The organism is Paenibacillus sp. FSL W8-0187 (assembly GCF_037969755.1).
GTDB lineage: Bacteria > Bacillota > Bacilli > Paenibacillales > Paenibacillaceae > Paenibacillus_AQ.
In genome coordinates this window covers 5,622,825-5,644,153 of the sequence record NZ_CP150206.1, presented here as the reverse complement: position 1 = coordinate 5,644,153, position 21,329 = coordinate 5,622,825, and the positions used below count along the sequence as shown (strand labels likewise).

24 protein-coding genes and 1 pseudogene are annotated in these 21,329 nt (G+C 42.7%); 22 read left to right on the top strand and 3 right to left on the bottom strand.

What is annotated here, in order from left to right:
- Window positions 1–155 precede the first annotated feature (155 nt).
- The 16 genes from MKY48_RS25465 to MKY48_RS25390 all read left to right on the top strand — a co-directional run bounded on the left by MKY48_RS25465 (window position 156) and on the right by MKY48_RS25390 (window position 14,603).
- Window positions 156–785, top strand: coding sequence for a hypothetical protein (locus tag MKY48_RS25465; RefSeq protein WP_339291561.1), 630 nt, complete (start codon window positions 156–158; stop codon window positions 783–785).
- Window positions 786–1,328: 543 nt separating this feature from the next.
- A complete protein-coding gene (locus MKY48_RS25460) occupies window positions 1,329–2,108 on the top strand; it encodes a MerR family transcriptional regulator (protein WP_339291560.1) in 780 nt (259 codons plus the stop codon).
- A 434-nt stretch (window positions 2,109–2,542) separates the two neighbouring features.
- Window positions 2,543–3,400 carry a hypothetical protein gene (locus MKY48_RS25455; RefSeq protein WP_339291559.1) on the top strand — a complete coding sequence of 286 codons (858 nt, stop codon included), beginning with the start codon at window positions 2,543–2,545 and terminating at the stop codon, window positions 3,398–3,400.
- A gap of 356 nt (window positions 3,401–3,756) precedes the next feature.
- Window positions 3,757–5,019: a M20/M25/M40 family metallo-hydrolase gene (locus MKY48_RS25450; protein WP_339291558.1), complete on the top strand. Its 1,263-nt coding sequence runs from the start codon at window positions 3,757–3,759 to the stop codon at window positions 5,017–5,019.
- 22 nt (window positions 5,020–5,041) lie between these two features.
- Window positions 5,042–5,839, top strand: coding sequence for a DUF3100 domain-containing protein (locus tag MKY48_RS25445; protein ID WP_339291557.1), 798 nt, complete (start codon window positions 5,042–5,044; stop codon window positions 5,837–5,839).
- On the top strand, window positions 5,836–6,315 hold the full coding sequence (locus MKY48_RS25440; RefSeq protein ID WP_339291556.1) for a hypothetical protein: 480 nt from the start codon (window positions 5,836–5,838) through the stop codon (window positions 6,313–6,315). The genes MKY48_RS25445 and MKY48_RS25440 overlap by 4 nt, the downstream gene beginning before the upstream one ends.
- Window positions 6,316–6,534: 219 nt before the next feature.
- On the top strand, window positions 6,535–6,927 hold the full coding sequence (locus MKY48_RS25435) for an ASCH domain-containing protein (protein ID WP_339291555.1): 393 nt from the start codon (window positions 6,535–6,537) through the stop codon (window positions 6,925–6,927).
- A gap of 137 nt (window positions 6,928–7,064) precedes the next feature.
- The gene (locus MKY48_RS25430) at window positions 7,065–8,276 is read left to right on the top strand and encodes a PQQ-binding-like beta-propeller repeat protein (RefSeq protein ID WP_339291554.1); all 1,212 of its coding nucleotides are present in this window, start codon (window positions 7,065–7,067) and stop codon (window positions 8,274–8,276) included.
- 116 nt (window positions 8,277–8,392) lie between these two features.
- Entirely contained in the window at window positions 8,393–8,668 is a 276-nt protein-coding gene (locus MKY48_RS25425; protein WP_339291553.1) for a response regulator, read from the top strand.
- 223 nt (window positions 8,669–8,891) lie between these two features.
- Window positions 8,892–9,614, top strand: coding sequence for a tyrosine-protein phosphatase (locus MKY48_RS25420; protein ID WP_339267178.1), 723 nt, complete (start codon window positions 8,892–8,894; stop codon window positions 9,612–9,614).
- 62 nt (window positions 9,615–9,676) lie between these two features.
- A complete protein-coding gene (locus MKY48_RS25415; RefSeq protein ID WP_339291552.1) occupies window positions 9,677–10,213 on the top strand; it encodes a GNAT family N-acetyltransferase in 537 nt (178 codons plus the stop codon).
- Between the two features lie 58 nt (window positions 10,214–10,271).
- Entirely contained in the window at window positions 10,272–10,607 is a 336-nt protein-coding gene (locus MKY48_RS25410) for a hypothetical protein (protein ID WP_339291551.1), read from the top strand.
- Between the two features lie 238 nt (window positions 10,608–10,845).
- Window positions 10,846–11,145, top strand: coding sequence for a hypothetical protein (locus tag MKY48_RS25405; RefSeq protein ID WP_339291550.1), 300 nt, complete (start codon window positions 10,846–10,848; stop codon window positions 11,143–11,145).
- Between the two features lie 62 nt (window positions 11,146–11,207).
- Window positions 11,208–11,888: a class F sortase gene (locus tag MKY48_RS25400; RefSeq protein WP_339291549.1), complete on the top strand. Its 681-nt coding sequence runs from the start codon at window positions 11,208–11,210 to the stop codon at window positions 11,886–11,888.
- A 31-nt stretch (window positions 11,889–11,919) separates the two neighbouring features.
- The gene (locus tag MKY48_RS25395; protein WP_339291548.1) at window positions 11,920–13,023 is read left to right on the top strand and encodes an amidase domain-containing protein; all 1,104 of its coding nucleotides are present in this window, start codon (window positions 11,920–11,922) and stop codon (window positions 13,021–13,023) included.
- A gap of 101 nt (window positions 13,024–13,124) precedes the next feature.
- Complete coding sequence (locus MKY48_RS25390) at window positions 13,125–14,603, top strand: oligosaccharide flippase family protein (protein WP_339291547.1); 1,479 nt, start codon at window positions 13,125–13,127, stop codon at window positions 14,601–14,603.
- Between the two features lie 278 nt (window positions 14,604–14,881).
- Here MKY48_RS25390 and MKY48_RS25385 read toward each other — a convergent pair whose 3' ends face one another.
- Window positions 14,882–16,492 carry a GMC family oxidoreductase gene (locus MKY48_RS25385; RefSeq protein ID WP_339291546.1) on the bottom strand — a complete coding sequence of 537 codons (1,611 nt, stop codon included), beginning with the start codon at window positions 16,490–16,492 and terminating at the stop codon, window positions 14,882–14,884.
- A gap of 236 nt (window positions 16,493–16,728) precedes the next feature.
- Here MKY48_RS25385 and MKY48_RS25380 point away from each other — a divergent pair, with 236 nt between their 5' ends.
- Window positions 16,729–17,106 (top strand): spore germination protein, encoded by a 378-nt coding sequence (locus tag MKY48_RS25380; protein WP_339291545.1) that lies wholly within the window; start codon window positions 16,729–16,731, stop codon window positions 17,104–17,106.
- Here the strand turns inward: MKY48_RS25380 and MKY48_RS25375 are convergent.
- On the bottom strand, window positions 17,076–17,903 hold the full coding sequence (locus tag MKY48_RS25375) for an NmrA family NAD(P)-binding protein (RefSeq protein WP_339291544.1): 828 nt from the start codon (window positions 17,901–17,903) through the stop codon (window positions 17,076–17,078). The genes MKY48_RS25380 and MKY48_RS25375 overlap by 31 nt on opposite strands.
- 58 nt (window positions 17,904–17,961) lie before the next feature.
- Window positions 17,962–18,426, bottom strand: coding sequence for a MarR family transcriptional regulator (locus MKY48_RS25370; protein ID WP_339291543.1), 465 nt, complete (start codon window positions 18,424–18,426; stop codon window positions 17,962–17,964).
- Window positions 18,427–18,507: 81 nt separating this feature from the next.
- Between MKY48_RS25370 and MKY48_RS25365 the strand changes: the two are divergent.
- The 5 genes and pseudogenes from MKY48_RS25365 to MKY48_RS25345 all read left to right on the top strand — a co-directional run.
- Window positions 18,508–18,797 (top strand): annotated as a pseudogene (locus MKY48_RS25365) (aldo/keto reductase); the annotation flags it as partial.
- A 50-nt stretch (window positions 18,798–18,847) separates the two neighbouring features.
- On the top strand, window positions 18,848–19,072 hold the full coding sequence (locus MKY48_RS25360; RefSeq protein WP_339291542.1) for a hypothetical protein: 225 nt from the start codon (window positions 18,848–18,850) through the stop codon (window positions 19,070–19,072).
- Between the two features lie 208 nt (window positions 19,073–19,280).
- On the top strand, window positions 19,281–19,664 hold the full coding sequence (locus MKY48_RS25355; RefSeq protein ID WP_076324490.1) for a GntR family transcriptional regulator: 384 nt from the start codon (window positions 19,281–19,283) through the stop codon (window positions 19,662–19,664).
- A complete protein-coding gene (locus MKY48_RS25350; RefSeq protein ID WP_076324265.1) occupies window positions 19,661–20,527 on the top strand; it encodes an ABC transporter ATP-binding protein in 867 nt (288 codons plus the stop codon). Before MKY48_RS25355 ends, MKY48_RS25350 begins: the two co-directional genes overlap by 4 nt.
- A complete protein-coding gene (locus tag MKY48_RS25345; RefSeq protein ID WP_339291541.1) occupies window positions 20,520–21,146 on the top strand; it encodes an ABC-2 transporter permease in 627 nt (208 codons plus the stop codon). The genes MKY48_RS25350 and MKY48_RS25345 overlap by 8 nt, the downstream gene beginning before the upstream one ends.
- Window positions 21,147–21,329: the final 183 nt, after the last annotated feature.

Sequence of the window (21,329 nt, the reverse complement as noted above, 5' to 3'; positions counted from 1 at the left end):
TTGACTTTCATTCTATTAGATGGAGAAATATCCGTATTGGTTGTTTCGTTACGTAAAAATGTTTTAGAACGATTCCCAATGGCATGCGCATCGACATAAACCTAAGCTTAAACGACGAACTAGATAAAATGGCTGTACAAAATTGGGGAGACTATATGAATATCTGGTATCATCTTGAAACAGATGACCGAAAAGAGAGCAATAAATACTTTGGCCAAAAGGACGGTTCATATGCAACTAAAATTCAATTGCAAGACGTGGTTGAAGAAAATGGCAATGTAAGCTGGTCCAACACGTGGTTTACATCTACCGTTTCTCCAGAGTTGAAGAACATCCGATTTGTGGTGGATGAATACAGCCTGCCTATAAACAAAGAAGCAGCCGTTGAAATTGATCTAAGCAAGCTGGCTAAAACACCTGTTGTCTTTGAAGATGAAGGAGATACGATAACGATCGAAGAACATCAATTTGAACAAGAATCATCCACGGGTAAAACATCACTACGATTCAGCGGCAAAGGAACTTATAAAAACCAAGCAACCAGAGATGAGTGGATCGCATTGGATGATAATGGAAAAACATATACCGTGAGGACGGAGGGAAGCGGGAGTAGTAACGCTGATGGGGGAAGTGTATGGGATGATTTGGGTTTTGTAATTACAGATGTACCCGACAACATATCTCAGTTGACTTTAAAACGGGTTATTGTAGATAAGAAATTCACCGATGTGGATTGGTCAGTTGATTTGCCATCCTATTCATCTCTTCCATGGTTAAGTAAATAGCTGAAATCAGTCGTCTTTAGGTAACTAGTTGATGCTAAAGCTAAAGCCTTATCGGTCATATTGATCTTGAACAGTTGTGACCCACAAGAAGAACACTATGAAAAGTGATTCTCTTGTGGGTCACTTGTGTATTAGTTTATCAGAAATAGATATGATGGAGGAATACCCAGAGATGAAGTCTTGAATTGCTCTTGCTCGATTTGCGCGAACGCATTGTTGGATCCATGTCATCCAAGGTGCGTTTATTTTTTATTGTCGGCATCATCATTCCTGGGCATTTATGAATTTAAGGAGTATTCCGAGATTAAACGATTTTAAATGAAACCATGTCCTGATTTTAATGTCGCCTTGTTAAGATTACTATGACAACCCATATAAGGTGACTCCTGGTATACAGGGGTCATCTGCTGTTAACTGCAGTCTGGGTAGAATCTGCATCTGTTATTTGAACATTCCCCTTGCACCTCCACCTACTGTAGGTTTTATGATGGGTATAACAATCTCGATTGTTATAAAATGGTTCCCGGGAGGTTAAATGAGGGTATGAATGAAGTAAGAACATATTCGATCGGGGAATTTTCGAAAAAAACGGGGATTCCGGTTCGTACGCTGCATTATTACGATGAAGTCGGGCTGCTTAAGCCGATAAAGCATCCGGTTTCCAAACATCGTCAGTATAGGCAGGAGGATGTGCTGGCTCTTCATAAAATTGTCAGCTTGAAATTTTTAGGATGCAGCCTTGAGCAGATCAAGGAGCTGATGGAGCATTCCGAATTTGGTGTCAGTTTGAACGAGACGCTGCTGGCACAGAAAACAGCGCTGGCAGAAGAAAAAGAGCGCATAGAGCAATCTATACAAGCCATTGATCGTACGATTGAGCTGCTTGAAAAGGAAGGATCGGTTGACAGTAACGTTCTCATGAGTTTAATCAACAACATGCAAACGGAAGACGTGCAGCGCGAATGGCTGGAAACCAAAACCGCCAAGGAAATCGTGGATCATTTGTTTAATAAATCGGAGGAAGAACAAATCGAGCTGGACATCATGTATATCCAGTTATCTAAGGATGTCAAACGATTGGCCGGAAGACCACCAAGCGATCCGGAAGTTCAAAAGCTGATTGAGGATTTTATGAAATCAACGCTGGAATTTGTAGGCGAAGAGGCTATGTATGCGTTCGGCGGAATGGAAACAAGCGAAGCCGAAGAACTGGCATCCCAGTTTCCTTCACCATATACAAGGGAAGAGGAGGACTGGTTAAACTCGACTATGGAATATTATATGAAGCAAAATGAAATGCTCGATACAGACCATCCGCATTAGGCTGGGATCGAGATGTTAATCTCGAAGTTGAAATGATTATAGATGATATCAAGCAATTAGAGAGAAAAGAAGAGGCTAACAAGTCACACGTAACAATCGCCTGAAAATGGAATTTTTTTTAACGAAGGATGTTTAGATGAGTCCATAAGTCGTTACACCGTTTCACCATGGCTCCATGTGCTTCGTCTCCTCTAACCATACGTTTTTTTCATCTAACTGAGCTGAATGAGTGAACCTGTACGATATATCGTATAGTAGATATCGTTAAGCCGGCATCCCTTTTTGGCCGCTGATGCCGTCATCGGGCCCGCAATCGGGATCTATAACGTTCCAAAAAGCATAAATTTAAGAAAAAAAATAATCCGTGTCACAATCGACAGGTTCTTGATTGTCATATAGGTGTAAAACAAATCACACAATATGGAGGAACCATTATGAAAAAGGTTTACAAAGTACTCAGCTCCGTAGCGCTGGCAGGAATCATGGGTGCCACTTCTATGGTATATTATCAAACACAGGCAAGTGCAGCCAGTTTCGGAACAACGGTTACTGCAACTGAAAAAGCTGCAACAACTGCACCTGCTGCGGCAGTCAAGAAAGCCGAGGAAACATTAAAGAAAATAACAGGCACTGCCTATAAACTTAACAAGGGTGAGTCCTTCGGCACGAAGGAATGGTCCTATTCCGTTAAAAATTACCCTTTTAGCCAAGTTATCTTGGATGCAAAAGGAAAAATTAGCAGAGCTAGCATCAGCACTGACAATCTGACTTACCACATCAATGCGGACAAGCTCAGTCACATCTCCGAGTCAATCCAACTGGATGCGATAGACTCTTCTGTACAACAAGCTGCTGAAGCTGTTTTCGACAAACTGGAAGGTGTAGAGCAAGGAGAGCTGGCCAATGTCTCTCTTATTAAAAAAGGGACTAAACAAGTGTATGAGTTCATGTTTGTGGACGGTGGTTTCGGAACGTGGATAGGGATCGACAAAAACACTCTTGATGTACTGAGTGTGAACGCTAGAGCCCTAGCAGATGATCTGTATGGCAAGGATCAGGATGTTATTGATAAATATGAAGAAAGCATCAAAGCGCTCACCGAAAAGCAGCTGTTGGCACAAGCAACAGAGCAGGCTGAAGCTTGGCTTGGTCTTGATCTGACCGGATACGAAGCAACGAAGGATGCTTTCCCATCTGACCGCGTTGTTTTTGAGAAAAAAGGAGCCCCTACTATTATAGGTAACTTCAATTCGGACGGTATGTTCTTCTTCATCGCCGTGCAGTACCTGTAATACTGAAATCCTTCAACAACTCGCCCATGTGTGCATCATGGACCGATGGCATACAGCGAATGAAATATATAAAAAAAATGCGTGAAGGGTTCCCTGGGACTGACCCCATAAGGTGAGACAAATTAAAACACCTTCAAGAGATTGCAACCATGTCATGAGATATGGAGACAACCTTGGAGGTGTTTTTGCTTTGGCAGCAAGAGTCAACAACCCGTTGAATTGAAGATGAAGCGGAGGATAGAGTTATATTAAATTATGATCACTTCTATAGGAAAATAATATAAAGTGATTTTTATTGACATAACTAAGGAAACTAAAATAACATAAGAATTATTTTCACCAAGAAGGAGGCAGCTATGAACTTTAAAGAACAGTACGAAGAAATTGCAGATGTAGCACGAACCATATTCGATAACCCTGAGCTTGGCTACAAGGAATTTAAAACCAATAAAACGGTGTCGGATTTTCTGAAGAAGGTTAATCCGGATATCGAGCTGCAATCATTCAGCACAACCGGGCTTCGGACAACCCTCGGCAGCGGCAAGCCGCTGAACATCGCTTTTATTGCGGAGTTGGACGCCGTATACGCTCCAACTCATTGGCGATCAGACAAGGCGACGGGAGCGGCACACAATTGCGGTCATTATACGCAGGTGGCGATCGCACTGGCTTTATACAAACATTATTTTGAATCTAAGGCGTACGAAGTCCTTGATTATAGAATAACGTTTATTTTCATTCCCGCTGAGGAGTATTTGGATCTCGCCTATAGGGACGAGCTGCTCGCCAGCGGTAAGATCTCCTATTATGGAGGGAAACCCGAAGCGATGAAACTCGGCGTGTTCGACGATATTGACATTGGACTATGCGTACACGCCATGGGCGGAGAGTTTGCGGAACGGACGATAGAAATCAACTGCGACCTGGCTGGATTCCTATATAAGCATTATACGTTTACTGGAAAAGCAACCCATGCGGGTTTCGATCCTTTCTCCGCCAAAAATGCCTACAGCATGTCGACCCTGTTCAATGTGGCGTTAGGCCTGAGCAGGCAGCAAATGAAGGACAGTGAGAAGGTCCGGATGAATCCGATCGTCCTGGAGTCCGACATGTCGACAAACGTCATTCCCAATCGGATTACGGTGGGCAGCGATTTGCGCACTCAGTCGGTCGACTACATGAAGGAAGCGGCCTCCAAGATGGATGATGCGGCCAAGGGCAGCGCGCTGGCCCTTCAAGGCGAGGTCGAGATTAAGACGCAGATGGGATATTTGCCGTTCGTTCAGGACCGGTATTTGTCCGAATTCGTCCTGGAGGCGTTCCAAGATAACGAGGAGATCTCTAAGGTTTGGAACAACAACGCCATCAGCGCAGCAGGAGACATTGGCGACCTAGCCTTCATGATGCCTTGTATTCAAATCGGATACAGCGGCTTTACAGGAACGATTCACGGCGACGATTTTAAAGATATCGATCCCGAGTTTATTTACGAAGTGTTTCCGAGATTCTTAACCCAGGTTCTGGAGCGAATGAGCGGACGTATCGACCGATCGAAGCTGTACCGCCGTACATTCGCTGAATACGAGCAGCTCCTTGCGTCGATTGTTGGCTCTAACTAAGAAACAGAAAAGAGGACATGGCATGAAGTTAAAACTACAGTATATATATTTGCTTGCATTCGTGCTCATTGTAATTGCGGTTGCCGAATTTATCGGCATTCAGTCGATCCAGGTTGGCTCCGTGAAAATAAGCCTGCTCCCGCTCGTATTTGCCATTGTGATCACGATGGTGCTCGGCTTGTCGATATTCCGGAAAGGTTTTATGAGGAAGATTTACAGCAAGGAGAATGTCGGTTTCTCCAGCAAGTATCTGATCTTCATTATGCTGCCGCTTATGGCGAGATACGGCGCTGACGTTGCGCCCAGAATTGAAGATATATTAAAAGTAGGCTGGGTGTTCATCATTCAGGAAATCGGTAACTTGGGTACGATTCTGCTCGGACTTCCAATTGCCATTCTGCTCGGTCTGAGAAGGGAAGCCATCGGCGCTACGCTCGGACTTGGGAGGGAAGGGGAACTTGCCTACATATCCGAGAAATATACGCTCGACTCCGATGAAGGCCGTGGGGTGCTGTCCCTCTATATTATAGGCACCCTCTTCGGCACGCTGTTCTTCAGCATTCTTGCGCCGGTCATGCTTGCTGCCGGCTTCTCGATCGAAGCGTTAGCCATGTCCTCTGGCGTCGGCTCGGCCAGTATGATGACAGGCTCTTCTTCCGCGCTAGTCGCGCATTCTCCTGAGATGACGGAGACCATTAACGGATACGCTGCTGCGAGCCAGCTGCTTACCAGCTTTCTCGGAACGTATACGATGGTATTTCTCGCGGTGCCGCTGCAGCGGTTTATGTACAAATTAATGGTCAGAGGTGAGAAGAAATGAGCACCGGTTTGAATAAATACGCTAAATACGCCCTCGTCCTGCTGCTTAGCGTTGGTCTTATTTTATTTACGGAGCAAATGAAATTCATTAAAAACGGCGAAGGACATATTACGTTAGGGACGATAGCGGGTTTGGCCGTGCTGTGGCTTTTTTCCTTCATCGGCGTTCTGATCTCGACACTCATGAAAAAAGCTCCGCTGAAATTCTTGCAGGACTTCCCGGTTCTCGGCTGGGTATCGATCGTGTCGCTTATCTGCTGCCTGATTTCGGATGTGTTCGTGGAAGCCATCGCCAACGTCAATTTCTTGTCCATTACGACCCCGATTTTGGCGTTTGCCGGCATTTCCGTTGCCGACAGGCTGGTTGATCTTCGCAAAACATCGTGGCGCGTCGCAATCGTTGCGGTCTTCGTGTTCACGGGAACGTACGTGGGAAGTGCACTGTTATCAGAGCTCGGCCTCTATTTAAGTAAATGAATGCTATTTCTTTAGAAACCCGCCTGTCCTTGTTGACTGGCGGGTTTCTATTTGTTTTTATATCATATTTATTCAATGCTGAAATGCTGTAGACCTATGGGGAGATTATCTGTCTATACTTAATAGTTCTTGAAAAAACTTGTAGGTCAAATTAAAATTAAAATATAACTATCACATTTCAATTGAGTTTTAAATTACAAGTTTTAAGGAGAGTTAACAATGTCTGATTCTAGGGAATATAAGATGATTTTTGGCTGGGAAGATGATAATGGCCTAGGCGAAACGTTGATTCAGCAAATATTGCGAGGCGAAAAAACAGCGACCTGCGCTCCAAAAGATGAATATTCTTCAGAGGAGCTAAATGAAACGTACGAATCCGTCAAGAAAACATTGAGAGTCTATGATAAAGAAGGGAATGCCCGATGTAAGGTTAAGGTGATAGAAGTTTTTGAAACCACTTTCGGGAACCCGGACTTAAGACTGGTACGAGGCGAAGGTAATGGAGAGAACGTTAAGCAATTTCAGGAAAATCATAAGTCTGATTGGCACGGCATTCATGAGTTGAACGATGATACGATACTTATAGTTGAATTGTTCGAGTTAGTCACTTGATTTTGAGGTATAGAAGAAACAAACGAATAACCATTTTGAGTTAATCATATATTTTTTGGTTTTTTTATCATTTTAATGCAACTTTAACCTTGTTTAATCGTCTTATATGTATGTTTAGACATAGGAGGAATACATCCATGTATATTATTCAAAAGAAAACCGCCTCTCGTCTCGTCGCAACAAGTATGGCAGTGGCTCTTCTCGCATCGCCAGTCTCTTCCATTCTGTCGGGTGGGCCCGAGCATGTCGCAGCCGCTGCGCCTGTTGTGGACAAGTCTACTTTGAACCTGAAACCGATTTGGACGAAGACGTTGGGAGAACCAAGTCGGCTCAACACCCAAGCAACATTAATTAAGAATAATTTATACTATACAGTGGGTAAAAAATATGTTGCCTTTGACGCGTTGGCAGGCAAAACCCGTTGGACGTATCCCGCCGCAGCCGTCTCACAGACCGTAACGGATGATAAGTCGGTATGGTTTACAGATGCGACAGGCCGGCTAATTAAGCTGAATGCCGCTACCGGTAAGCTGCAGTGGAAAGTTAAAACACAATCCCAGCCAGGAAAGAAAGAAAGCTACGTGAGCCTCAGCTTGCATGCAGCCGACGGGGTTATCTATGTTGGGGATGAATATGGGCTGACGGCTTACAACGCATCAAGCGGTAAGGTGAAGTGGAAATTGAAGGGCAGCAACTATGGGTACGATCTACTCCAAACGGGAAATATCCTTGTCGCATCCACCACCATCAATGGCGCCCTGACTACTAGTGGATTACAAGGGATCGACGCCAAGACAGGCAAAGTAAAATGGACACTGACCGATGGAGACCATCGGGACATTCTCTTCTCAAATGGCAAGTCGTTCTATACGCGTGATGTAACCGAAGGCATCGATGCCGGATATGCAGCCAATATCGATGAAATTAATCTGAACAACGGAAAAATAATGGCTACCCATTCCTACATACCCGTGGATTTCGTGGAAGCTCAGAGTGCATCCGATGTCGTTTCAGATGGAAACTACTTCTATGTGATTGAAAAGTATGATGAGAATCAAAAGAAAGCCGTTGTTTCCCGCTTTCCGATGGATAGCCGATCCAAGTCCGAGCCGGACAAAACCTACGTGTTTGAATCGGGGGTGTCCGAATGGTCCCTCGGGGATAATGGCATCGCCTATATAAGGCTGGAGAATGGCAATCTGTTAACATTGGAGACGGACACCGGACGAACACTGGCCTCCGTTCATTACAAAGGCGTTCCATTGCCGACCCTCATTGGCCAAGACGTGCTTGCCGTTCAGCATGGCGGACGCATCAGCGGTGTGAAGAAAGCAGCCGCTTCCCGGTAATGCGAATAGGCTCCATTTCATCTAATAATATCAAGCAAGCGCCGGTTTCTTCTCGATAGGTGAAGGGACCGGCGTTTGATCTATAACGTTTAGGAGCACTTTTTTTAGGAGGAACCATGTCGGAAGTAACCATCCTTATGGTGGACGATGAAATCGCGATCATTAAACTGATGGAAATCCATGTGAAAAATGAAGGCTTTACGCATAGCGGCCAAGAGGCTCTAGAAATTATTAGGGTTCAAAAGGTGGATCTGATCATTTTAGATGTCATGATGCCGCACAGGATTTTGAACTATATGACCGGTTTGAAAACGAAAGACCCAAAGTTTACATTAAGTGTAAATAATAAAAGAGACATTATGGGCGTTTGGATGCAAAAAGATCAACACTAAAAGCTGATTTGAATCATTGGTTCTTTACAAAACTATTTGGTCATATTACTATGATAAAGTGAAGTGGATCGCTGTCAACCAAAACGTTTCATTGCAGCACGGTCTGATAATAACATCACAATAAAACGAATGCGGAAGGAAAACTAAAAACGTGGAAGTAACTAATAACATCATATCTTTCGATGCCCTAACTAATTTTCGGGACATCGGAGGGCATCACACAATGGATGGAAAACGAATAAAAACCGGAATCCTATTTCGTTCCGATGAGTTATCACGTATGACCACACGTGATATCGAACTCGTGAATGAATTGCGTCTGAAGTTAATATGTGATTTGAGAACAGTAAGAGAACAAGAGTCTAAAAAGAGTCGAATGCTTAATCGGGGGATTGAGATTAAATCTCTATCCATTCAGGATAAGAGCCAGGAATTCACCCATTTTGAATTCATGAAACTTCTTGTTAGCAACTCTGAGAATTTGGACTTTGAACAAATGATGAAAGATATGTATCATCATATGGCTTTCAGTAGCAAGGATAAAATGAAGGAGATCTTTTGCCTGCTGTCCGATGCGGGGAATGTCCCCGCCTTGATCCATTGTACTGGAGGGAAGGACCGTACTGGTTTTGTCACGGCTATAATTCAATTATTTCTGGGGGTACATTATGAGTCCGTAATGATGGACTACTTGTATTCCAACGAACGAATGGGTCCTAAAATGAAAAAAATAGAGAAATTCATTCGATTAATGAGCCTGTACCGAATTCCACCAGAACGCATTAAGCCTATGTTGGAAGTGCGCCGTGACTATTTGGAAGAAGTACTAAACGAGATTATGAAACAGTATGGTAGTATTGAACAATATTTGTTAAAGGGATGTTGCATTCCTCTTAGCTGCCTCGAGTCCTTAAAGCAAAATCTACTTGATGGACTAGAGCATTGAATGTGTAATCAGCAGACCTAGGCGCTATAAACCTAGATGATGAAGGAGAAGGAACGAAAAAAATGAAATGGACAACACAGTTAAGCACGGAGCGTTTGACATTAAGGAAAATGGAATTAGCAGATGCAGCTATGCTATTTCAAATTTGGTCGAATCCGGAAGTGACCAAGTTTATGAATATCGATCATTTCACGGATCAAACTGAGGCAAGGGACATGATCGTATTGCTTAACAACCTGGCGGAGGAACATAAAGCCATTCGCTACTCGATCATTGAAACTGAATCCAATGATATTATTGGTTCATGTGGATTTAATTCCCTGGACTTAGATCATGCCAAAGCAGAAATCGGCTATGACATCCATTTCGATTATTGGGGTAAAGGGTATGCTCCCGAGGCGATCTCTTGTTTAATTGATAACGCTTTTCATTATTTGAAGCTTCATAGATTAGAGGCAAAAGTCCAACCCGAAAATATTAATTCCGCCAAGGTCCTGAAAAAATTGAAGTTTACCCTTGAAGGAACATTACGAGAGTCCGAAAAATCGAAGGGACAATGGATCGATCTTGATCTGTATTCATTGTTGATAACGGATTGAAACCTTATTTTCTAATGAGGGGTACAGCCATGATTATAACGAAGGAGCTGAAAATGAGATGACAAGCCCAGCGGTAATAAACGGAAAGTTCACACCAGAGTTTGCGGCCTATACCAAGTTGACTTTGGTCAACCGTCTACAAAATGAATTGAATGGCAGCTCACAACCTCAATCTTCCAGTTCAATGACTTTTGAAGAGTTTATGACAGCGCTTGATAATCAACGCGTGATTAATCCAGGTTTTGCACGTCAGACGCCGTCTGATGAAGAAGAGTATAACCGCATTTATCAACAACAGAATGGTCAGAGTATGATCGCTCGCCAACGGTATGAGGCGATTATGAGGGCTTATCAATTGGGTCTGGTTGACTTGAACGGTATCCTGATCATGTAATAAAGCGTGTGGTTGAATATGATAAAACATCTGAAGATTCGAAAAAGAATCCCCTTGAAGTAGGCGCATTAACGCTGCTTTAAGGGGATTCTTTTTATCCATCCTCAATCGATCGATGACCATGCTCATGTCTAATGACACAAAAGCACCTCATTTTGACGGATTATTTAACAGGTCGAAATTACCATCAATAACTTGAACCCACTGTGTAGATAACTAAATTGGGGAAAAACTTTACATGAAAATAGCAGCAATTTTTGCCTTGTCAACTTGTTTGTTCCTTTCAGCTTCGGCAATCACCGCATCTGCAGCACCAGTGGAAAGTCATCAGCACAAAATGCATGTTAAAGAACACGAAGCTAAAGAACACAAACTGCATGCGAAAGAACACAAACTGCATGCGAAAGAACACAAAACGAAAGAACACAAAGCAAAAGAGCACAAAATGCGAGCTAAAAGCAAAGCACATAAAGTGCACACCAAGAGCATTAAGCCAAAAGCATTACCGAAAACAGGTTATGGTGGCGTGAGCGAGTAAGATCAAGATCGAAAAGAGGAAAATTTGGTTTTCCTCTTTTCTTTTAACGAAGGATGATACTAATGAATGATAAACGCAAATTAACACTCATAGTATTTATGACTCTTCCTGTTTTGTTATTATCAGGTTGTCATTATCATGCATCGCAGTCTTCTGAAAAAGCGCCTCCCCCCCTGCGTCAAACCGGGTCGCCTTACTCTAAAGAAATTTCCGAGGGGAAAGCAGAACCAAGTGTAACCGTAAAAAATTCAAAGCAGCAAGACGAAGAGAACATAATAAATGAAGATGAAGAATCTGTATTTATAAAACCAAACCAAGTGTGGGTTCCATCGGTTGGTATAAAGGCCCCTGTTGAACCAGTAGGACTGTTAGAGAATGGGCAGATGGATGCTCCCGTATCAAGCAAGGTAGCTGGCGTGTTTGTAGATGGCATTTTGCCTGGACAAAAGGGAAATGCTATTTTGGCAGGGCATGTTGACAATTATACAGGCCCCGCTGTTTTTTACCCACTTAAAAAGATAAAGCCTGGGGAACCTGTAGTGTTATCAGACAATGAGGGGAATTATCTCGTCTTCAAAGTCGTGGCTGTAGAATCTTACCCTACAGCTCAAGCACCTATCGAAAAAATATTCGGCGATACCGATATAGAGCAGTTAAATTTAATTACTTGTACAGGAAAGTACGATCGAATAAAGGGTGAGCATGAAAAGAGGCTAGTCGTTTATACGCGGTTGTTAAAATAACAATACTACGTAGAGAAAACGGGAGAAAAAAATGACGAAAACTGTTTATTTCAGTATATACACAACAATAGTGCTGCTTTTTGGAAGTTCACACATCACAAACACTAATCCTTCAGAGGATGAGATAAAAAAGTATTTAAACGAGTTATTCGCTGTTCGTTCAAATTTTTTAGTGAATAAAACATCGAATATGACGAGTTACTACGATCAAGCTTATAATTCAAGTCGTAATGCATATCGAGTAGAGGAAAAAAGAAAGACCTATCTAAATACATGGGGAAATTATAGAGGAATTCATTTTACGGATTCTCAAAGTGATATTCGTGTTACCCGAATTCAAATGGAAGGGGATACAGCGAAAGTATCGTTAGCTCATTCCCAAAAATTAAGCTACATATATGTAGATAAAATCTTGCCTACCCAATCTTTTGGTATTGGTACTTGGCATGCTATTACTTTGAAAAAAAAGAATGGAAATTGGATTGTGTTTAAAGAGTGGTATCTTGATCCTATAGAAGAAAACCCCAAACTAATTGGAGGGACTTCAGGAGGCACTGTGTATTTTCCTCTTCACAATGAAATTATAAGGGATGGGAAAAATTACAAAAGAAAGAAAGCCGTTGAATATGCCAATAAATATGCTGGTACTGCTTGGGGTGCAGGCAATAATGGGCGGTACAATCCAAAATATTTGAATTATAACGTTAAAGGTGGAGATTGCACAAATTTTGCTTCTCAGGTGGTTGGTGATCAGGAGGAGGGTGGAGGTCTCAAGATGAAGGGACCTTGGCGTTATCGCTATGCTGGAGGCGGGACCCGAACTTGGGTTCAGACGGATGCCTTTAAGAACTTTATTGTGCACTCCGGTTATGGAAAAGTCATTGCAACCGGATATTTCTCCGAACTTATAAAATCAACAAGCAAACATCCGGATACCGCTTTTGCAAAACTGTTACCGGGTGATTTAATTGCTCATGTTGTAGACAATGACGTAGACCACTTTTCAGTAGTAACCGGATTTGATGCCAACGGTTATCCTCTGGTTAATTCGCATACTGCAGATCGTTACCGAGCGCCTTTTGATTTGGGCTGGGATAAACATACCAAATATATTTTGATTCACATCAACGACTAGTACATGTATTGGCATTCTAGATAAAAAGTTTGCACTATTCATATCGCATTCTCCATGGTCATAGGATGATACGGACAAGTCTTATGCAGTGGAGGAAAATGATGAGCTCTTCTTTCATCAAACAAACGGTATTCCGAATATGTGCAATTTTGATGGTAAAAGCAATCGGCTTAATCGGCAGAGTCTCACTAACAAGACTTATTGGTGCGGAGGGGATTGGGCTTTTTCAGATTGCTTACTCCTATTTTGGGTTAGGATTAATGTTGCTAACCGGCGGATTACCAACTGCATTAGCCTTGTACACTGCGAAGCATCCCTCACAAGGCTGGATATGGTTCAAGATTTTTTCTGTTTATTTAATCATTATAGGGGGATGCGCAACTACTCTTACTTTTTATTATTCAGATACGGTAGCAAGGATGCTTGGTAACGAGCAGCTTTATTATTTCATTCACTTTCTGGCCCCGGCCTTCTTTACAGTTCCATTGTTAAGTCTACTTCGTGGTTATTTACAAGGCATCGAATTATACAATGTAATTGCTGTCTCCGAAATTATTGAACAAGCAGTCCGAGTGTTGTTCATGCTAGCTATCGTTTTTCTTTTCCTGCCTCAAGGTCCTGCAATTGCAACCGGTAACAGCATGTTGAGTACATCGCTTGGTGCGATTTCTGCTTTTTTAGTATTAATTTCATATTACCTATATGTGAATCGACAAGGTAATCAAGCCCCAATCCGTTATTCAGACATTAAATTTCAAAAGAGATTAAAGTGGTTTATACACAGTTCTTTCATTATATCCATGACCAGATTGCTGATCCCGCTTTCTGATGTTTTGGACGCTATTATAATCCCTAACAGACTTCAAACTGCGGGTTATTCATCTGCAGAAGCAACAGCAATGTTTGGAGTTCTTACAGGTATGGCTGCACTTGTAGCCTATATGCCCACCCTGGTCACTGCTGCGCTTTCACATACATTAACAATGAGAATGGTAGCAGATTGGCAGGCAAGAAACTATGAACGTTTTCATCTCCGTACCAGAATAGCACTGAAGGTATCCTGGATATGGGGCTGGATATCGAGTCTGTTTCTTTATGTCTATAATAAGGAAATTTCACTTATTTTATTTGGCACAGTTGAGGCGGCAAGACCGATTCAATTTTTATTTATCGTTCCATTGCTTGTGGGTTTACGTGAAGTAAGCACAAGCATACTTTGGGTCCAAGAGTATAAAAAAGTACCGTTAATTGGTCTAATTAGTGGAATAAGTATTTCATTAATCGTTCATTACTTTCTTGTAGCAAAACCTGGGTTAAATTACAGGGGGGCAACAGTCGGTATTCTCACTTTGGAGTTCATTGCAGTATGCTGCAATTTACTTGCTATGATCCCTATGATGAAGAGGATTAAATGGAGTCGATTGATAATAGATGCGCTAGTCCTAATATCCATAATGTTTCTTGTTAATCATTATACTCATCATTCAGAATCCGAAATAATACAGATCGTTATCGGAATGATCATTTATATCGGCTGCAGTTTAATTTATGCTGTCATTCGTTTAAAGTCTGATACATAACTGGTATTTGCATGATTTCGAAGTTGAAATAGTCCAGTTTGTCCGGCTCTTCACTTTCACATGGTTCTGATTGGATATGTGCAAAGAAACCCTGCGGTATTATTCTGCAGGGTTCTTTGCATAGAGCCCCCGTTATATTCGGTTAGAGGGTCTTTGTTTTCCGGTGTGTCTAAATAACAAATCGCCGTGTCAACTTTATAAAATTTTGAATAATTTGAATCATAACGTTGAAAAGGAGGGGCACTCATGGGTGAAGTTGGTTGCGAAAGAGCTTGCTTTTATTCATCCCCCACTTCCTTATAACCACGTTGATTTTTTTTGCGTTTACCTAATTGCTTCGCTATGGTATAGCCGATAAGATATGCAGCAGAAGAGGTGTTTCCATCGACTGTAAATGGAACTATGGACGCATCTGCAACGATCAAATCTTGAACCCCATGCACATTTCCTCTACGGTCAACGACTCCTCCTTTCGATAAAGGAGCCATACGCAGAAAGCCTTGCTGATGGTGATTATGATCGAAATTTTCCTTAATAAATTCTTCAAGCCTGTCATCATCATCAATCACATCGAATGTTGGGGATAGGAGCTGATACGAAGAATCAATCTTTTCCAACTCTAGGGCAATATCTCTGATATACGTTCGATAAATTCTTTTTACAGCCTCCATGTCGTCTGGATTCGAGAGAAATCCTTCGTCTGCCAATACGATATTTAGCGGATCTTTGCTTTGTATGCGAATCGTCCCATTGCTCTTTGGCCGCAAGTACAAAATCGCTATTGTCAATTCTTCTTCAGATCCGATGCCAATGAGTTGCACCGCCCGTTCATCCGGATCGATACCCGATGGATCTGGCAAGAAAGCTCCTCCCGTATAAAGTGCATTTGGATCTAGGGGAGGGAGGGGACGATCTTCTGAATTGGTAGCAAATACAGCGGAATTTAGCGTATGGTTTTTTAACCTTTGCCCTACGTTTGGGTTATCGAAGATGACAGGGATTCCAGCCTTTTTCAATATTTTAGCGGATCCAATTCCAGACAACATTAACAACTGAGGGCTATTTATTCCTGCAGATATAATAACTTTTTTACGGGAATACGCACGGATGCATTTGCCATCCTTCAAATATTCAACACCAACAGCACGTTTACCGGAGAAGAGAATACGGAGAGCCGTTGTCCGAAACATTACAGTTAATTTTCGGTTATGAACTCCCCGACCTGTTGGCGTCATAATATCGGGAGACAGGAAGGCTGTGGATGAGCTTTCCCTACGACCATCAGGTTGTTGGTATAATTGCCAACGGGTGAACGGTCCCATGGGAGTATCCGGATCATTGTAGTCAAGAATAATAGGGTAACCTGTTGCCCGCTCGATCGCAGATGTCAGCTTGTGAGCCATCGGTGTCGGAGTTTCGGGTGCTTGCCTGATGTTAATTCTTCCTCGATACCCATGCGCATTGATATTTGTGGTTTCACCGTTATAATTCTCCAATGCTTTGAATCGTTGCGTGGCTTTTTCAGGTGACCATTGAGGTCCAAGCAGTCGTTCCCACTTTAGGAGCACGGCAGCTGTCGGTCGTACATACTGCTCTCCATTGATTGAAGAACCGCCACCCGAGAGTCGCCCCGTCGTCCATTCGAATGCGCGTCCGTCAAGTTCTTCTTGGGGAATGCCTTCTCCCTGCCAGAAGTAATTCGGAAAGAAACTTTCTTCAAGCTCAAGTGCAAAGGTTGAATCTTTGATCGGTTTGTCTTTGTCATGATTTCCACCGGATTCTAATACAAGCACGGAAGTTCGCATGTCATCAGTGAGTGACTTTGCGATGACGGCTCCTGCCGGACCTGTGCCTACCACAATGTAATCATAGGTTAATTTTTTCTTCATTAACGCACTCCTTCTGGAAATGAACTAATTCAGAATATTAATTTGTTCTGACAAATGTGACTAATACTGTATCGGTCCGATGGTGAAGGGCTAATAGTAAATGAAATGGAGATCCAGCGTATAAAATTTCTTCTCGGAGTTTGTAACTGGAATAGAACCCAAAGGATATACATATCAACGTCCATGATTGTCATAATAAGGAAAAAGCATTGCGGGGACGAAGGGAGCAGAGGATAGTGAAGGAGCGATCTGCCAATTACGAGCAAAAGGAACACATTACCACACATCTAAAAGAATCTTTAGGCAGAATTGAAGAAGCTTTCACGGATACTCCCGACTTGATCATACGTAAGCTACATATTAAACAAACCGGAGAAGAAGCGGCTCTCGTATACATGGACGAATTAACCGATAAGACATGCCTCAATCATGATGTTCTCGCTCCGATTCAGCTTGAGTCGGGGAACCCTTCCGAAGATAAAGAGTTAAAGCCTAAGGCTCTAACGGTGTGCCGTTTTAATGTATTTCAGCTAATCCTGGTAGGTCGGCGATGCTACCAGCAACTTTCGTCCCGATTTTATCATCAGTCAGATCTGACCTCTGTCCCGATATAAGATTTGAGGATTTCTTTAAGCGTTGTTACCGGACGTCCCAACAAATTCTCCAGATCGCCAGAAGTTGAAGCCGTATCGATTTTTCTTAAAAAGCTAAATATCCAATGTTGCACCTCGTAGGTGGGACATAGGGATATCGGTTTGCACGTTAGCTCTGAAAGAGTGGAGACCAAATCGTTGAAACTCCAAGCGGCTGGCGCAACAAGCTCATAAGTCTTATTCCAATGGTCCTCACCGGATATTACCCCCGCTATGGCGGCCGCCAGATCGTAGCGCGTAACAGCGTTGAATTTCCACGATCCTGGAGGGATGCGAAGAATCCCTGTTGACATGACTGTATTCAAATCCAGCGCTTCAATAAAGTCCATGTACAAACCACTGCGAAGAAAAGTATAAGGAATTCCGGTTGTGCGAATAGCATGCTCGGTAGCCAAATGCAAATGGGTCATTGAAATGTCGCTATGTTCAGGAAAGGCGAAACCGGTGTATAAAAAATGGCCAACGTTCGCTTTTTTTGCAGCTTCAACCACATGGGCATGCTGCCGCAAACGAACGGTATCATCGGGATGGGGGCTAGAAATGAACAACAGCCGCGAGGCGCCGGCGAATGCCTCCTCCAAGGAGGCAGGTTCGTCGTAATCGCAGAAACGGACAGCAATTCCCAGCTCCTCCAATGATTTTCCGGACTCCATATGGCGAACGCAAGCAACGATTTGATCGGGCTGAACACGGTGAAGAAGCCCTTTGATAATGAAACGACCGAGCCGGCCATTGGCTCCTGTAATTACGGTAGACATCGAATGTCATCCTTTCCATATTGGGTTAACTGCTTAACTAAATGGGCGTAAAAGACCGCTACGCTTCTTTTAATTTTTGGAGAAGGTCTAGGAGCTGCTTTAATTCATGATCATTCAGCACGTTCATTTTATCGGAAATCCGCTGCCTGTTCGCGGGCAGGTTTTGGATCAATAGACGCTGACCTTCACTTGTAATGCTGATGACCAACTTTCGACCGTCCTGGGGATGGTTATCCCGACGAATGAAGCCTTCATGTTCCAAGGGGGTAAGCAGCAGACTGATATTGGGTTTGGTTACACCGATTTTTTGTGCCAGCTTGGAGGGAAGCATGGTCCCTCCTTCTTTCATAAGTTCAACTAAAATCCGTATTCTGGCTCCGTTCAGCCCTTGCGCTTTCCAGTAGCTTTCGGATACGTCGACCAGTTTTGCCGTTGTTTCCACCAGTGTGAAGAAAGCCAGGGTAGGCAGCGGCAAATCCAGCACGTATTGTTGCAGGTCATTCAAAGTGATCACGCCTTCCATATAGTTAAGTGCTTAACAATATTCAATGTAATTCTAACTGGGGCAATTGTCAATCGACGAAATTCCCTAATCCGTTCGTTCCAGCTCTTACAAGAAAAAGGGGAAATCCGCTTTGGAGGGATTTGCGGCCTGCCTCTGCAATTGTTGGAGAAACTGTTCCCCCAACTAGAAGTAGACGCCATCATATCTTACTGCCATTATTCTTTGAACGATCAGACGCTTATCGGTTTGTTGCCGCTGCTTGACGAAGAGGGGATGAGGCTCATGAACGTATCTCCCTTATCCATGGGTCTTCTCGGTCCCAGAGGGCCGAGTATTGCGCTAAAGCTGGAATGGATATTGCGAAACTAGCCGTGCAATTCTATACCACGGTGAATGGAAAGCCGGCCATGTTAAACGTCATAACGAATCCCTTCAAGAGGTGAATTTCAAAATCGTCACTAGTTTCAACAGCCTGGAAGAGCTTGTATATCGATTTGCTGAACAGGGATGGATTGACAATCATGGTATTGCGAACAGCCTTGCTACGAAGGCCGCAAAAGGGAATATCACAGCATTTATAAATCAAGTCCGCGCCCAAACGGGGAAGCATATTTCAGCTGAAGCAGCAGCCTATTTGATTCGGGATGCATCGGCACTCCAGTAACAATAAATGAAGTTGAGTATGCCATAAGATGGCCCTGTCGGAGACAAGAACATACACCCATACAAAGTCGCGTAACCCGCGGCTTTTTTATTTTTAATCGAAGTAGACAAGAGTGACTGCCCAGATGGATGAATTGACACAAGAGAGAATAGTGTATATATTATATATATACACTATACACTTAATTAACAGCAGTGAGGTGAACGGCATAAAAATCATATTATCCAACGCATCGAGTGATCCGATTTACATACAGATTATGGACCAGATTAGACAGAGTATTCTGAGCGGAGAATTGAGCGCAGGTGACAGTCTCCCTTCTATAAGGCAGCTTGCTAAGGATTTGCAGGTTAGTGTTATTACGACTAAGCGTGCCTATGAAGAATTGGAGAACGAAAAACTAATCGATTCGGTCGTAGGTAAGGGGTGTTTCGTATCAGGGGCGAATAAAGATTTCATCAGGGAGCAGCGCATGAAGCGATTAGAAGAGAAAATGATGAATATCATTCGAGAAAGCAAGGAATTAAACATGAGCCAACAAGATGTAATCGATCATCTGACTTTACTGTTCGAGGAGGAACAAACGCCATGAATGCAATCGAATTACGAAATTTAACAAAAACATACCCTCTTTTTAAAGTAGATCATGTTTCACTGGATGTGAAACAAGGCTACATTACCGGACTCATTGGTCCGAATGGTGTTGGTAAAAGTACCTTAATCAAGATGATGCTTGGCATGATCCGTCCCGATTCCGGCAGTGTAAAAATACTCGGCCTTGATATGCCTAAACATGAAGTCGAAATTAAAGAGCGCATCGGCATCGTCTCGGATGATTGCTTCTATTATGAGCATCTTACGATTCGTGATACGAAGAGAATGATCGCACCTTTTTACAGCCATTGGAATGAAAAGAAGTTTAACCGCCACCTCGAACAATTCGAATTGTCTCCTAAGAAGAAGGTTGAAGATTTATCTAAGGGAATGAAGATCAAACTCTCCCTTGCCATTGCCTTATCCCATGAGGCTGAGCTCCTGGTCATGGATGAGCCGACTTCCGGACTCGATCCTGTGTTCAGAAGGGAAATGCTTGATCTACTGGCGGATATGATGCAGGACGAAAAAAATACGATTATCTTCTCGACACATATTACAGCGGATTTGGATCGCATTGCTGACTATATTACTTTCGTCAATGACGGAAAACTCGTATTCAATGAAGCAAAAGATGATGTGCTGGAGAGATACGCGATCGTGAAGGGCGACTTACAACTGATTGATTCGGATATTCGAAAGGAATTTATCGGGATTCGTGAGACGGCGCTTGGTTTTGAGGGCTTAGTAGATAATAGACGCAAGGCCGCGAAGCTGTTCGGTAATAATGCTATTTTAGAAAAACCATCCTTAGAAGACATCATGTATTTCACGGCCAAGGGAGGACGAGTTCATGCTTAATTTGCTTCGTAAAGACTTTATCGCTTTAAAAAGCTCACTTTGGACGATTCTTCTTTATCTCGCTGTATTCAGTTTCGCTTTTATACCCAAAAGTGATATGTCCATTTATTTTGTAGGAATCTATACGGCTTTCGGCTCCATCATTCTAGCTACGATGATCGATATCAAAAACCATAATCATAAATTTCTGGTCACGCTGCCGATTAGTCGCAAACATATTGTGCAAGCCAAATATATAACAGCCATCATCTATACATTGTTTGGAGTCATTGCTTCTTACGGGATTCACCGACTCATTAAGCTTTCATTCCCACAGCTTGAAAAGCCAGACTATACGCTATTGCCCATATTGGTATCAGTAGGAATGCTGCTTGTTCTCATTTCTATCTATATGCCTCTTTTTTACGCACTTAGTAAAAAAGGAGCCGGAATTATCAATGCAGTATTCATGGTCTCCCTAATTATCCTGGCACAACCTGCAGCGGTGCTAATGAATATGGTGAGTGAGAAAGGTCTCATTAACGATCAAACATTACTTCTTATCCTAATCGGTATCGTAGTTGTATTCATCGCTTCCTATTTCTTAACGATAAGCCTCTTTACTAGAAAAGACTTATAAGAGTCCCCGCGGATGCATAATGATTTTTGCCGTTACTGGCGAGCCCAAATGATGTAATCATACACGCTCAAGGGAATTGTTAACTTCAGACGCAGTATGTTATATTTTGGGTAATTCAATATTTTGTTAACATTTCATCAAAGAACAGAATCTATTTCCCTGATATGTAAGACGGAGGTGACT

Bases quoted from the DNA above. Each gene is read 5' to 3' on its own strand.
- MKY48_RS25440 (WP_339291556.1), top strand. From the start codon at position 5,836: ATGAGCACCGGTTTGAATAAATACGCTAAATACGCCCTCGTCCTGCTG.
- MKY48_RS25370 (WP_339291543.1), bottom strand. From the start codon at position 18,426: ATGGAAGGCGTGATCACTTTGAATGACCTGCAACAATACGTGCTGGAT.
- MKY48_RS25430 (WP_339291554.1), top strand. From the start codon at position 7,065: ATGTATATTATTCAAAAGAAAACCGCCTCTCGTCTCGTCGCAACAAGT.
- MKY48_RS25400 (WP_339291549.1), top strand. From the start codon at position 11,208: ATGAATGATAAACGCAAATTAACACTCATAGTATTTATGACTCTTCCT.
- MKY48_RS25415 (WP_339291552.1), top strand. From the start codon at position 9,677: ATGAAATGGACAACACAGTTAAGCACGGAGCGTTTGACATTAAGGAAA.
- MKY48_RS25395 (WP_339291548.1), top strand. From the start codon at position 11,920: ATGACGAAAACTGTTTATTTCAGTATATACACAACAATAGTGCTGCTT.
- MKY48_RS25410 (WP_339291551.1), top strand. From the start codon at position 10,272: ATGACAAGCCCAGCGGTAATAAACGGAAAGTTCACACCAGAGTTTGCG.
- MKY48_RS25350 (WP_076324265.1), top strand. From the start codon at position 19,661: ATGAATGCAATCGAATTACGAAATTTAACAAAAACATACCCTCTTTTT.
- MKY48_RS25420 (WP_339267178.1), top strand. From the start codon at position 8,892: ATGGATGGAAAACGAATAAAAACCGGAATCCTATTTCGTTCCGATGAG.
- MKY48_RS25345 (WP_339291541.1), top strand. From the start codon at position 20,520: ATGCTTAATTTGCTTCGTAAAGACTTTATCGCTTTAAAAAGCTCACTT.
- MKY48_RS25445 (WP_339291557.1), top strand. From the start codon at position 5,042: ATGAAGTTAAAACTACAGTATATATATTTGCTTGCATTCGTGCTCATT.
- MKY48_RS25455 (WP_339291559.1), top strand. From the start codon at position 2,543: ATGAAAAAGGTTTACAAAGTACTCAGCTCCGTAGCGCTGGCAGGAATC.
- MKY48_RS25385 (WP_339291546.1), bottom strand. From the start codon at position 16,492: ATGAAGAAAAAATTAACCTATGATTACATTGTGGTAGGCACAGGTCCG.
- MKY48_RS25375 (WP_339291544.1), bottom strand. From the start codon at position 17,903: ATGTCTACCGTAATTACAGGAGCCAATGGCCGGCTCGGTCGTTTCATT.
- MKY48_RS25425 (WP_339291553.1), top strand. From the start codon at position 8,393: ATGTCGGAAGTAACCATCCTTATGGTGGACGATGAAATCGCGATCATT.
- MKY48_RS25390 (WP_339291547.1), top strand. From the start codon at position 13,125: ATGAGCTCTTCTTTCATCAAACAAACGGTATTCCGAATATGTGCAATT.
- MKY48_RS25435 (WP_339291555.1), top strand. From the start codon at position 6,535: ATGTCTGATTCTAGGGAATATAAGATGATTTTTGGCTGGGAAGATGAT.
- MKY48_RS25465 (WP_339291561.1), top strand. From the start codon at position 156: ATGAATATCTGGTATCATCTTGAAACAGATGACCGAAAAGAGAGCAAT.
- MKY48_RS25460 (WP_339291560.1), top strand. From the start codon at position 1,329: ATGAATGAAGTAAGAACATATTCGATCGGGGAATTTTCGAAAAAAACG.
- MKY48_RS25405 (WP_339291550.1), top strand. From the start codon at position 10,846: ATGAAAATAGCAGCAATTTTTGCCTTGTCAACTTGTTTGTTCCTTTCA.
- MKY48_RS25450 (WP_339291558.1), top strand. From the start codon at position 3,757: ATGAACTTTAAAGAACAGTACGAAGAAATTGCAGATGTAGCACGAACC.